Here is a 12826-nt window from a genome sequence, read left to right on the forward strand (position 1 = left end):
TATTATTATAAAGGGTAATAAACAAAAGGAAAATAGATACTCGTGCACTAAAAATAGTAGTAAGTATTATTGATATTTGTCAAGAAAACAGATTTAAATTTTTTTATTCTTTTATAGATAGTGTCAGATGTGAAATTAATTATTAATAAATTAAAATATCTGAGTTGTAAAATAGATCTGATGAAATTACATTAATATACTGTTGTTAGCGTTATTAAATATATGGTGAATAAATATATTGGAATTAGTTTGTGAACTGTTATTTTTTTTATTTTACATAATATTTAAATTAAGTAAATATTGAACTAAGAAATTAAAATTGGCATTATTGAAAAATAAAGCATTACTTATTGCGATGAATTTTAAGAAATAACGCCAGAACAGGCAGAACTTTGATCTCTCGGTTCTGCCTGGAGAAAGGAGTATTTGGTAACACATTTCTTTTGGCTTTGAATAAATATAAACCTTATTCTGCCAGAGAAATACTGCGCCAAATATTATTTTAACAATGTGGTATTTGGCACAGTTACTTATTGGCTTATAACTTTATATTAAGCCAGTAATGTTGCGTTGTAGATATAATTGTAACCACCAGGAGAAACAACTGACGAAGAGGTTATATTTACACGTTTGTTATTGCTGCAAGCGTTCAGAAGAAGATGGTACAGTGCTATACCTCTGTAGTCTTGAGTATTCCACCATAAGATGTAGTTAAATTTACCGTTAGGGAATTGCATAGTCACAGTAACCTGCAATTGGTTTTGATCAGGTGCCGCTTGGACAGAAGTTACAGTACCAACAGCGAAATAGTAATTAGGAGCTTGCTCAGTTTTATTCTCTGTTACCACTTCACCAGTTGCAGAAGGATGTGCAAAGTTCATTGTATTAATCCTATAGTTTAATGTAGTTGAAAAATAAATTCTTATTACTCAAATGTGCAGACCAATAATTTGGCCGCCGAAGAAATATAAGGTAATTGGTAATTGTGATCTATATTAAAAGTTTATCCGTGTTATATAATTATTGATGCAGTTAAAATGTCGCCAATAATATATTTCCTCTAAAGGGTTAGAGTTATAATAATCAAAGGTATAACGATAATCAAAAAATAACATTGATATTTATTTCTGTTTCTTTGAAAGGATAAAGTTAATAATCCATTTTAAATATAATGCGATTGGTGTAGGATATTATTGTTAATAATTACAATATAAAAATATTGTTTGTATAATTATATTTCATAATGAAATATTAACGGCGCATAAAAATGAAAATGTTATATTATGTTGTTTGCAAAGCTTTATTTGATGATGTGTGTTATTTTTCAGGTGGTTTTTGATGGGTATTATTTTGTTGTGAAATTAGAAAGAATTAAAATTTGAGTAATTATTTTTTAATTTTCTGTTCGGAAGATATATAGTCAGATGAATTAATATTAATTTAATGATAAATTTTCGCTTCTCTATTAAATAGCGTTAAATATAACAATGGCAGGCAGAACGTTAATATTACGTTCTGCCTTGAATTTGATAGAATACGCCTTTGTAAAATCGGCATTATTCTACCTGGAAAATGTTGTGCTAAATATCCTATTGCAACAGTATTGTATTTTGCGATTCATTAAATCGCTTCAATCAGATCGATTTTCTATTAGGAATTATTATTTAGCCCAAGCATTTAACAACAAACGATCATTTTACATGGAGATTTCTACGCAATTAATATAATCGCAGCCGAGAGGTCCGACTTTTCCTACAATTCCTATCTTCACATCTTTCTTAGCGCAAAGAGCTTCCATAAGAACCTTATAAATAGCCATGCCTCTATTGTCCATAAGATTCCATTTCAACAGCATTTCTTCAGATACGCCACCATGGAATAATACTGTCACCATAACTTGCATAGCTTTATCTGGCATAACTCTCATGCAAATGATTTTACAGCCGCGTAAGAGCATATCGTCTACCATATCTTTATCTTTGATTAAAGAAGGATGCATGTCGTTAATCATAATATAAACTCCAAAATATAATCTAATGAATTGATAAATTAACTTATATTGTCCCAAAGTAAAGAACGAGAAGATGTTCTCTTGGGAAATATAAGGTGGTTGGTACTTCTACTATAAAAGCAATCTACATAAGAAATTTTTTTAGCACTAAAAATATAGGACAGTTAATGGTTTTAATTGGCATATAACATTTTGTCTAACACATATAACTATAGGTGCCATTTAGATGTTGTCAAATAAATTTCAAAAAATAATGTAATTAATTGATATGCAGAGTTATCTTCTTAAAAGATTAGAGAATATATTGTCAATGATAAAAATATAAAATAATTGTTATTTTCTACATTGTGTATAATTAGACGAAATTAAAATATTATTGATAATGTATTTGTTTGGAATGATTAGTTTGGTAATTAAAAATACAGATTATATTTTTAATTATTGTAAGTAAATATAGTTACTTTATTTGTTTGAAATTTATGTAAATATTGATGTAAATGAGATGTTGTATGTTTTTTTTACAAAAAATCCTTTTCTTTGTGAATTGTTCGTCTATTCTTAAAAAAACTTATTAGCGTATAAAATAGAGATATGATTAACTATTTCAATATTAAGGCTAAACGATGTTAGGTTATTTTTATATTTATCAAATAATTAATATTCTTAAAAATGAAATAATTATAATTCATCATTTTTTGGATAGGACAGTGGGTTGTTTGTTTTTGGGAGATAATTGATACATTTATTTAACACTTTTGCAGTAATACATCTGGGGGTAATAATACAGATCAGGAAGTTGTAAATTTTAACAACAATATATGGTTAAATTTTTGTTAATGTGATAATTATCGTTTTTTTAATGGGCGTATGTGCCCACTATTCTGTGATGAAAAGGTGGTTATATGTCATATCTTGATCCGCTAGAGCTTTCTATCCGTTTCGGAAATCGCAATAATTTGGGCGCTGATAAGCGATGGACAGATAAACCCGATCCTCTCCGTACTCTTAACCAAGAGCAATTCACTTACATTTATGAGGATAGCCTGCATTTTCTTTACGGTCGATATAGATTCAATTCAAGTAATGGACACGACAATATTTTGACGGATATGCAGGTATCGAAAATCAATACGGGAAAATATATTGATCAGTATGGTCACGATGAACAATTTGAGGTTCTTGGCCTCCTTGGTGGCATGGGAACGTTTCCTTTGCATTCAATATTCGGTAAGTTCAGAACAGAAGAAATAGATCTGGTTAGTTACTATTTTTATATTGCATATGTATTGACGGGTAGTTATTCAGTTCAAAATCGTTATTTTTACCAGGGTTATCCAATGGGGCCTAATAAAGATGAGGGATTGGATTACCTTCTTTCATGGAATGCCGTTGATATCATTCCACCACCGCATAAGCCTGGTTTACCGCGATATTTCCCTTTGATTAATGGTTATATTCTTTTCCCTTCAGCGACTAAGGCTGTGGTCATCTCGAATATTCCCACTGGTGCCAAGTTTATCCGCTTGGAGGAAACCGGAAATAGATTTCCTTTTACTGGAGAAGTTGTCACCAAGACGCCTTATATTTTAACAGATAAGTTGCGGCAACAATGGGAAGAGGAGGAACAGCAAGGGGTACCGATAGAAGAGCGCGGACATTTTGACGAAGATGACCTATGGCAATACGATGAACAAAAAGGAGATTGGGTGAAGTGGGAGGTATAGCTTAAATTTTTCCGTTAGCTGATCCAGGTGTTCTGATACTGAGAGTCAGAGGCCCATGTCATTATTCGGTTGCTGCCCGTAGAAGAGAGCAGCAACCGGGTGTTTATTATGCAAATAGCGAGTAAAGGACGGCGGAGATAGCAACCAGCCCCATGAAGAAGATAAATATGTTGCTCAGTTTGCCGCTATATTTGCGCATAGCAGGTACTTTACGGATTGCATACATTGGCATAATGAACAGCAACATTGCGATAACCGGGCCACCCAATCTTTCGATCATTTCCAGGATACTTGGGTTCAGGGTAGCCACTATCCATGTGGTTACTAACATGAAAATGGACGTGATACGATTCAGCTTTTTAGGCTCAATGGTTTTGCCCTGGTCGCGCAGTGTCTTAACAACCATACCGTTAAAACCTTCACGAGCCCCCAGATAATGACCAAGGAAAGACTTGGTAATTGCGATGAATGCAATAAACGGAGCAATGTAGGCAATCACTGGTGTATTAAAGTGATTAGCCAGATAAGACAGAATAGAAATATTTTGTGCTTTGGCTTCTGCCAGGTTCTCTGAAGACAGACTCAATACGCAACTGAATACGAAGAACATGACGGTCGCAACCATCATGATGTGCGCGTATGCCAGAATGCGGGAGCATTTTTTCTCAGCGTTTTCGCCATACTCTCCACGTTTTGCTACCGCGAACGCGGAGATGATTGGTGAGTGATTGAAGGAGAACACCATGACTGGAATCGCTAGCCACAGAGTAATCAGCAGTCCATGGCTTGCACCCGCGGTAGAAACAGTGATGTTTTCGAAGACAGCGGTGTTCCAGTTAGGGATCAGGTAAAACGCCAATAGCATCAAAACTGCAACAAATGGGAATACCAGTACGCTCATCGCCTTAACGATAGCTTGTTCACCGAAACGAACGATGCTCATTATACCGACAATTAAGATCAGAGCCAGCAAGGCACGAGGTGGTGAGGGCAGATGTAATTGATGAACAATAAAACTGTCTACGGTGTTGGTAATCGCAACACTGTAAACCAGCAGAATCGGATAGATAGCGAAAAAGTAGAGCAGGGTGATCAATTTACCTGCCAAGTTGCCAAAGTGTTCTTCTACCACCTCGGTAATATCTTCACCTGGATTCTTGCCGGACAGAACGAAACGACACATTCCTCGGTGAGCAAAGAATGTCATTGGGAAAGCCAGTAGTGCCATCACCAGCAGTGGCAGCAGACCACCAATACCTGCGTTGATGGGTAGAAACAGCACACCAGCACCAATCGCGGTACCATATAAGCCAAGCATCCATACTGTATCTGATTTACGCCAGGTTTTATAATCGCTTGGGCTGGTAGCCGGGGAAGCGATCGTACCTGTTTGAGTCATATCCATAGTTATCTCCGAGAATAACGCGGTAAATTAAAAAACAAAACTACAATGCCGCAGGCATGTAAATGCGTGTGGTCTAACTCTTTCTTTATAAATATAATTTCTTTAAATATCTCTGGTTTTTATTTAAACGTTTTTATTACCACATTAACATCTTGGTCGAAAATTAGACTTTAAATTAGTCAGCCAGAATTTCCGCTTTACTTTCTCTTTTGAAAGAAAGTTTGGGAATGTTAAAGCTAAAATTTTGATTTCGGCAAGATAGCGATTTTTAGTGAATAGTACCGTGATCATCATCTCAAATGCGTAATATATCCCGAAAAGTCATCATGTTACGAAATTTAATGTAATTGTTACCTGAATATTGCCAATTTTAATAAGGTCAAATTATAACCTCAATTTATCTATTACTCAACTCTCATTATTCTCTTATGTTTTTGCTATTTTCTATCTTGTGTTTACATATTAATAAATGCAAGCGACAAATAGAAGTAATAGTTAATAAATTGATAAATATCAATTCGTTACCAGATATGAAAATAGGTATATCTTGTGTGATGTTTGTATCTTTGTGAAAAATATATATAAAATAAGAATATCAGATTGATAGCATCAATAATATGCATGAAATATGTACTATTCATTCTTTGATCAGGTTTTAATAATCTCTTTCGTTATGTATTTATTTACATAGTGATTTGTACAGATTTTCTTGATTTATGGAAAGAGTTGAGCTGAGTTTAAAGGCAAATAAATGTTAAATAGAATGTGGGATATTATCCTGTTGTTTAACTAATGTTCATTTTTGCGTATGAAATTAGCCAATAATTTCTAATAAAAAGATTTTGATTAAGACGGAAATCTGCTTATCTGGGATAATTAAGTTGCATGTATATTGTCTGTTGAAAACACGGTACTGGCATAAAAACCTGCACTTTTGTGAGCCTGGGTTTTTATTGGCAGTGTGTTGCTAGCTTTTTATCCAACCTTTCCGGATAGGAAAAGAGCAGCTGCGCTGATACAGGCTGTGTAATTTTTTTTGCAAATTTTCGCCGAACAGAGTCCATACCATTTGTGTAAAAGCACACCCCATCAGGCTGACGAGAAATGCCCCAACCATATCCATCGGCCAATGAACGCCTAAATAGACTCTGGCCCATGCGATAGCCAGTGCAGTTGTCATCAGACCTAGGCTAGGTAAGATTCTGTACCAGAACAGAAAGGATAAAGCGAAAGTGAAGACAATTGTCCCATGATCACTTGGGAATGAGGTTGTTGGCGCGTGGAGAAGAAAATTGTAACCAAAACCTTCGACGAAAGGGCGATCGTGAGGACAGAGTAAACCGATACAGTATGAGGCTAGCATCGCAAAACAGGAAGACATGGTGGTTTTACTGACGATAATCCGATGATGGGGAAGAGCGCGCTCTGAACCCCAAAACCAGAAACCAGCCAATGTCAGAGGGAAAATAAGAACCAGGTATTTCGCAATGAAAATAGCCGTTGCAATCATGACAGGTGATGATTCAGGCGTAGCATTGAAAAAAGTAAACAGATTATGGTTCATTTGCTCTAACAAATCGGGCCTCACATATGGTCATTTATTTATGTACATCACGACAGCTGGACGCAAGAGAGTAAAATTGCTTGGCTTGTGAGTAAAGAATAATTGTCTTGATTATGTGTGTTATTTATTTTTGGTTTATATTTCCATCAAGAAAATATCAGGTGGTAATAATGATAAAAAATCATCAATTTATTGATATATATAAGATTATACTCTGGTTTGGCCCTGTGATAGTACTCATGCCTGATAGCTTGAGCATCAGTAGAATGGTGATGTGTTGATGAAGGTCATATTTTTCAGGCAATAAAAAAACCCGATAGTCTTGAACCAAAATGGATGAACTATCGGGTTCCTCAATATGGGGATATCAAAGAAAAGCAGTGGCATTAAGTCAGACTACGATTTGGCAGAAAAGTTCTTCGTGATTAAGAAAAAAAGACAAATTTTTTTTCGATTTGATGAAAATGACATTTTTTGCACAAGTCAACCTGGTCAATGGTTATTAATAATCCCGCGTTATTTTTACAGCAACAAAGTAAAGCGTGAAGTTTGATTATTGCAACAGTTGGTGTTCTTTTACATACGCTTCGAAATCTGTGCAACCACCGATATGTTTTTCATCAACAAAAATCTGTGGAACAGTTTCTACGGGTTTGCCGACTGTTTTTTCCAGATCCGCTTTAGTGATGCCTTCTGCGTGAATATCAACATAACGGAAGTCAAAGTCATCACGTTGTTCTTTCAGTCGTTCAGCCAGCTCTTTTGCGTGGACACAGTATGGGCAGCCAGGACGGCCGAAAATCACAGTAAACATATAAACTCCTTTTGGTTATCTTAAAATAGTGTTGTTTGCTGTATTGCTCATGTTCATTTATCGCTACTATGCCTGTATAGATGAGCAAAAAAAAGCAGGAATTGCCTTTTGTTTTAATTAATCATACCAATTTTGGCTGCGGGCTTTCGGTAGTATAATGCAATACAATGTCGTCAGTGAGGGTGCAATGAAGAGTCATAAGGACCGTATGAGTTCATTGGTAGATATGCCAAAACAGGTTATCTTGCTGGAAATTATCGGCATCGGGTGGCTGATACTGGCATATTTGACTGTTAATGATATTGTCATCTTAACGGATCTACTAATGACGCCAGTAGCGCATATTGTTATGATTTTCGTTGGTATTGGTTGTTTGGTTCCTGCTGCGGTCAACATTATCTGGCGTGCAGTATATTGCCTCTCTTTTTTGGGAATCGATGATAAAAAAGAGAGCAAAAATAAGACAAAGGGGAGCGATAACGGTAAAGAAAAATAATTTATCAGCTATTGGTGATAGCGCGATAAAGAATTATTTCGTAAGCTATAGCGCTTTTTCATTTTCCGTTGTATGGGGTTGTTAGATGGGTTCACTTGTCATTCCTGACTTATCAGTATTGCGTGAGTGGTTGGATCAGCTCAAAATTTCCTACTTTGAGTGCGATTCATGCCTGGCATTGCATCTACCTCATATGCAGAATATTGATGGTTTATTCGATGCTAAAATTGATCTGTTGGACAATGTAATTTTGTTCTCTGCTTTGGCTGAGGTGAAGCCAACAGCAATTATTCCTCTGATGGCTAATCTAAGTCAGATTAACTCGAGTTCGCTGACGATTAAGGCTTTTCTTGATATTCAGGATGAAAACTTACCGAAGTTAGTGGTATGTCAATCTTTCCTTGTTTCAGCCGGGCTGACTTTTTCCCAATTTTCTCATTTTTTGCAGCAGAGCGAAGAACAGGTTGCGAGTGTGATTTTTGAAATTCACAGTAATAATTTGTTGTATATTAACAGTGATATCGAAATCGAGGGTGAGATTGAAGAGGAAGAAGAGTCACAGACTTCCGTTAAAACACCGACTTTTACTTTGCACTAATATTTCCAACACGGTCATTCAACAATGCAATGTACGCAGTATTCCGCTGGGCATTGTCACTCCTGTCAGTGGCTCGAAAAACCCTATTTTCAGCAGTTAGAAGATAAGCAGCAGAATTTAAAACAGTTATTTTGCCAAACCATCGTGAATCAATGGTTGCCTCCGATTGCCAGTCAACAAAACGCCTTTCGTAATAAAGCTAAAATGGTCGTCAGTGGCAGTGTAGAGCGTCCATTGCTGGGCATGTTGCATCGCGATGGGATTGCTGTTGATCTGTGTAACTGTCCTCTCTATCCAGCGCATTTTCAGCCTGTATTTGATGTCGTTAAATCTTTCATTGCTTGTGCTGGATTGACGCCATATAACGTTGCCCGTAAACGGGGTGAGCTGAAATACCTGTTACTGACGGAAAGCCGTCATAGCGGTGAAATGATGCTGCGTTTTGTACTGCGTTCTGAAACGAAAATTGCTCAACTGGAACGTGCTTTGCCCCGGTTGTGGGAGCAATTGCCACAGCTTAAGGTTATCTCTGCCAATATTCAGCCAATCCATATGGCGATCCTGGAAGGTGAAAAGGAGATCCTGTTTACTGAGCAAAAAGCACTAAAAGAAGAATTTAATGGCGTTCCTCTTTATATTCGGCCACGCAGTTTTTTCCAGACTAACCCGGAAATTGCTTCTGAGTTGTATGCGACGGCAGGGCGTTGGGTTCGTGAACTGAAAATCAGCAGTATGTGGGATCTGTTCTGTGGCGTTGGTGGTTTTGGCCTTCATTGTGCGGGTAAAAATACCCGTTTAACTGGAATTGAAATCAGCTCTGAAGCGATTGATTGTGCCGCTGATTCGGCCAAAACATTGGGTTTGGAAAACATTGAGTTCCAGGCTTTGGATTCAACGCACTTTGCTGTAGCAAAAGATCACATTCCTCAATTGGTTCTGGTCAATCCACCTCGTCGGGGAATTGGTAAAGAGCTGTGTGATTATCTCAGTAGAATGGCACCGGATTATATTCTTTATTCAAGCTGCAATGCTCAGACAATGGTGAAAGATATCAGTGAGTTGGTCAACTACCGTGTGGAAAAAACGCAGTTGTTTGATATGTTCCCTCATACTGAGCATTACGAAGTGTTGACGTTATTGGTGTTAAATCAAAACTGAATGATAGACGTGCCTGGGATGGGATTCCGGTAGGAACGCCTATCCCTTTTAATTACGATGCTCAAAAGCCAGCGCGCGGCGTTCAATCATCCGCATCAGCAAAGTCAGGATACCGTTAACACACAGATAAATCATACCTGCGGCAACAAAAACCATCACATCATAATTACGGCCAAACAGAAGCTGACTGTATCCCATTACCTCCAGCAAAGTTATCGTACTTGCAAGAGAAGTACTCTTGAAAATCAACACAACTTCGTTGGAATAGGAAGACAACGCCCGTTTGAAGGCATATGGCAGCAGGATCCGCATGGATTGCGCTTTAGACATTCCCAGCGCCTGACAGGATTGCCACTGACCTACGGGAATGGCTTTTACTGCGCCGTAGAATAGCAGCGTAGAATAGGCTGCACTGTTGAGCGCCAGTGTTACCATTGCACACAGCCAGGGTTCAGACAGTAAATGCCAAAGCCACGGATATTCTTTTAGGGATGGAAATTGTCCAGGCCCGTAATAAACCAGAAAGAACTGCACCAGTAAAGGCGTACCAGTAAACAGAGTAATGTAGGTTTTTACCAGCTGTGTCAGTACCGGTAATTTGATGGTCAGAACCATAGTGAACAGCACGGACATTATGAAAGCGGTAAAAAGAGCCGCAACGGTCAGGCTCAGACTGGTTTGCAGCCCTGACAGAATTTGTTGAATATACTCAAGCATCAGGAAGCACTCCGATCAAAGCGTGTGGTATGCATCTCAATTTTCTTCAGAATAAACTGACTGATCAGGGTGATAATCAGATAGATAAGCGCCACGATCATATACCAGGTAAAGGGCTCCTGAGTTCGTGTCGCAATACTTTTGGTTTGCAGCATCAGATCATTAACACTGATAAGCGATACCAATGCGGTGTCTTTCAGTAAAACCAGCCATTGGTTACCGAGCCCTGGCAGAGCATGTCGCCACATCTGAGGCATTATCAGGCGGAAAAATATTTCAGTGCGGCCGAGACCTAATGCCTGACCCGCTTCCCATTGGCCGGCAGGAATGGCTTTTATCGCGCCCCGAAGTGTCTGGGATGCATAGGCAGAGTAGAGCAGGGAAAGCGCAATGACACCACAAAGGAATGGGCTGACATAAAAATCCTGAATATCTATCTGAATTCTGGGATGCCAGAAGATAAGATAAACATCAAAGCCGTCCGCCAGTGTCATCAGAAGTTGTGATGCGCCGAAGTAGACGAACAGCACTACTAAAATTTCGGGCAATCCCCGGAAAAGGGTGACCCAGCAGGTGCCGAGCATGGCAAAAGGTTTCCATCGCGCGGATTCCCAGGCAGCAAATAGCATGGCTAAAATCAGACCTAGAACTAACGCAGAAACGGCAAGGCCGACGGTGATGCCGGCGGCACTTGCTAGAGATTGAAATTCATTCATTGAGATTCAGTTATTATTCAAACCATTTTTTATAGATGATGTCATAAGTGCCATCTCGTTTGATTTCAGCCAGTGCTTTGTTCAGTTTATCCTGTAGCTCTTTGTTGCCTTTACGCACTGCAATCCCTAAACCGATACCAAAGTAATTTTTGTCAGTGACTTTATTACCCACAGTACTTAGGTTTTCATTTTTTTTCAGCCACTCGTTGACAACGGCGGTGTCACCGAAGACAGCTTCCAGACGGCCATTTTTCAGATCCAGAATGGCATTCTGATAGCTGTCATAGGGAACGGTTTTAATCTCTTTTCGTTGTTCCATCAGGTACTTTTGGTGAGTTGTACCATTCTGGATACCCACTTGTTTGCCTTTCAGTTCAGCGATGCTGGAAACCTTGTCTTTAACTGTGATAAATATCGCTGAGTTATCGTAATAAGTGTCAGTAAAATCAACCTGTTTCTGGCGTTCAGGGGTGATATCCATACCTGCCACTAAAGCGTCGAAGCGACGGAATTTCAGGCTTGGGATCAGGCTGTCAAATGATTGGTTAGTGAAAGTACATGTCGCATTAATTTGCTCACAGATAGCATTGGCCAGATCGATATCAAAACCCTGAATTTTATTATTTGCATCAATGAATTCAAAAGGAGGATAAGTGGCTTCCGTGGCAAAACGAAGGGTTTCTTTTCCCGTGGCGGTTGCAGATAAAGTAACGGTCCCCAGGAGGGCGGCAAGGAGTAATTTTTTCATCGCTATATCCTATAATAGTTAGTGTGACAGATAATTAGCAAAGGCTTTGGTTTGTGGTTGGGTAAAATGGCTGATATCACCTTGTTCTATAATGCGGCCGTTTTCCATATAGACGACATGGCTAGCGGCCTTACGGGCGATTTCCACTTCATGGGTAACGATAATCTGTGTAATACCTGTTGCGGATAATTCATGGATAATATTCACCACTTGGGCGGTGATTTCCGGGTCCAGTGCTGCCGTTGGTTCATCAAATAATAAAACCTGTGGTTCCATCATCAATGCCCGTGCAATAGCGACCCGCTGCTGTTGCCCACCGGATAAATGTTGTGGAAAGCGACCAGCAAAATCTTCCAGGCGCAAACGGGAAAGTAGCTTATCCGCCTTTTCCTGAGCCTGTTGTTTGGATAAACCGAGCACACGACAAGGTGCCTCGATCAGGTTATCCATAACAGTGAGGTGAGGCCACAAATTATATTGCTGAAAAACCATACCGACATTCTGGCGTAGAGAACGAATCTCCTTTATTCCTGGTGTTTGTGAAAAATCGAATTGATGATTAGCAACAGTCAATTGGCCGGATCGCGGTATTTCCAGTAGGTTTAATACCCGCAACAACGTGCTTTTACCTGCGCCACTTGGCCCTAGCAAAACCATCGTTTCCCCTGAAGAACACTTAAGATTAATATCAAACAGTGCCTGATGTGCGCTGTAATAGCAATCAATGCTTTTTAATTGAATACTCATGCTTTAATTCTGAATAGTCAGTGGTTTATCCCGATGCTAAACCCGTTGGCATAATTATGCAATATCTTACGCATAGAATATTATTAATTGATATTTCAATTACATGTCTGATTAATCTGTTCTACCCG

At 38.5% G+C, this 12826-nt stretch carries 13 protein-coding genes; 4 read left to right on the forward strand and 9 right to left on the reverse strand.

Translation table 11 applies throughout. The features are described 5' to 3' along the window. Nucleotides 1–551: 551 nt before the first annotated feature. Nucleotides 552–881 carry a hypothetical protein gene (locus tag PTE_RS22375; RefSeq protein WP_036850906.1) on the reverse strand — a complete coding sequence of 110 codons (330 nt, stop codon included), beginning with the start codon at nucleotides 879–881 and terminating at the stop codon, nucleotides 552–554. Nucleotides 882–1696: 815 nt separating this feature from the next. Further along, entirely contained in the window at nucleotides 1697–2011 is a 315-nt protein-coding gene (locus PTE_RS22380; protein WP_036850908.1) for a hypothetical protein, read from the reverse strand. A gap of 902 nt (nucleotides 2012–2913) precedes the next feature. On the opposite strand from PTE_RS22380, the gene PTE_RS22385 reads away from it, so the two are divergent. Beyond that, nucleotides 2914–3735 carry a hypothetical protein gene (locus tag PTE_RS22385; RefSeq protein WP_036850910.1) on the forward strand — a complete coding sequence of 274 codons (822 nt, stop codon included), beginning with the start codon at nucleotides 2914–2916 and terminating at the stop codon, nucleotides 3733–3735. Nucleotides 3736–3841: 106 nt separating this feature from the next. On the opposite strand, the gene PTE_RS22390 is transcribed toward PTE_RS22385, so the two are convergent. From PTE_RS22390 to PTE_RS22405, 3 genes are all read right to left on the reverse strand, one after another. Then, nucleotides 3842–5140 (reverse strand): HAAAP family serine/threonine permease, encoded by a 1299-nt coding sequence (locus PTE_RS22390; RefSeq protein ID WP_036850913.1) that lies wholly within the window; start codon nucleotides 5138–5140, stop codon nucleotides 3842–3844. Between the two features lie 967 nt (nucleotides 5141–6107). Next, complete coding sequence (ybjG, locus tag PTE_RS22395) at nucleotides 6108–6704, reverse strand: undecaprenyl-diphosphate phosphatase (RefSeq protein ID WP_036850915.1); 597 nt, start codon at nucleotides 6702–6704, stop codon at nucleotides 6108–6110. A 553-nt stretch (nucleotides 6705–7257) separates the two neighbouring features. Continuing rightward, nucleotides 7258–7518, reverse strand: a complete 261-nt coding sequence (locus PTE_RS22405; protein ID WP_036850921.1) for a GrxA family glutaredoxin — start codon at nucleotides 7516–7518, stop codon at nucleotides 7258–7260. Between the two features lie 157 nt (nucleotides 7519–7675). On the opposite strand from PTE_RS22405, the gene PTE_RS22410 reads away from it, so the two are divergent. The 3 genes from PTE_RS22410 to rlmC all read left to right on the forward strand — a co-directional run bounded on the left by PTE_RS22410 (nucleotide 7676) and on the right by rlmC (nucleotide 9770). After that, nucleotides 7676–8014: a YbjC family protein gene (locus PTE_RS22410; protein ID WP_239002427.1), complete on the forward strand. Its 339-nt coding sequence runs from the start codon at nucleotides 7676–7678 to the stop codon at nucleotides 8012–8014. 85 nt (nucleotides 8015–8099) lie between these two features. Beyond that, nucleotides 8100–8612 carry a type III secretion system chaperone family protein gene (locus PTE_RS22415; RefSeq protein ID WP_036850924.1) on the forward strand — a complete coding sequence of 171 codons (513 nt, stop codon included), beginning with the start codon at nucleotides 8100–8102 and terminating at the stop codon, nucleotides 8610–8612. A 24-nt stretch (nucleotides 8613–8636) separates the two neighbouring features. Continuing rightward, entirely contained in the window at nucleotides 8637–9770 is a 1134-nt protein-coding gene (rlmC, locus tag PTE_RS22420) for a 23S rRNA (uracil(747)-C(5))-methyltransferase RlmC (RefSeq protein WP_036850927.1), read from the forward strand. Between the two features lie 48 nt (nucleotides 9771–9818). Here the strand turns inward: rlmC and artM are convergent, their stop codons facing one another. From artM to artP, 4 genes are read right to left on the reverse strand one after another with little or no spacing between them, the layout of a single operon-like run. Next, complete coding sequence (gene artM / locus PTE_RS22425; RefSeq protein WP_036850930.1) at nucleotides 9819–10487, reverse strand: arginine ABC transporter permease ArtM; 669 nt, start codon at nucleotides 10485–10487, stop codon at nucleotides 9819–9821. After that, nucleotides 10487–11203 (reverse strand): arginine ABC transporter permease ArtQ, encoded by a 717-nt coding sequence (gene artQ, locus PTE_RS22430; RefSeq protein WP_036850933.1) that lies wholly within the window; start codon nucleotides 11201–11203, stop codon nucleotides 10487–10489. Before artQ ends, artM begins: the two co-directional genes overlap by 1 nt. A 13-nt stretch (nucleotides 11204–11216) precedes the next feature. Then, nucleotides 11217–11951 (reverse strand): arginine ABC transporter substrate-binding protein, encoded by a 735-nt coding sequence (artJ, locus tag PTE_RS22435; RefSeq protein WP_036850937.1) that lies wholly within the window; start codon nucleotides 11949–11951, stop codon nucleotides 11217–11219. An 18-nt stretch (nucleotides 11952–11969) separates the two neighbouring features. Continuing rightward, the gene (gene artP / locus PTE_RS22440; RefSeq protein WP_036850940.1) at nucleotides 11970–12698 is read right to left on the reverse strand and encodes an arginine ABC transporter ATP-binding protein ArtP; all 729 of its coding nucleotides are present in this window, start codon (nucleotides 12696–12698) and stop codon (nucleotides 11970–11972) included. Nucleotides 12699–12826 lie beyond the last annotated feature (128 nt).

The sequence above is a fragment of the Photorhabdus khanii NC19 genome, from assembly GCF_000517265.1.
In the GTDB taxonomy this organism is placed as follows: Bacteria; Pseudomonadota; Gammaproteobacteria; order Enterobacterales; family Enterobacteriaceae; genus Photorhabdus; species Photorhabdus khanii.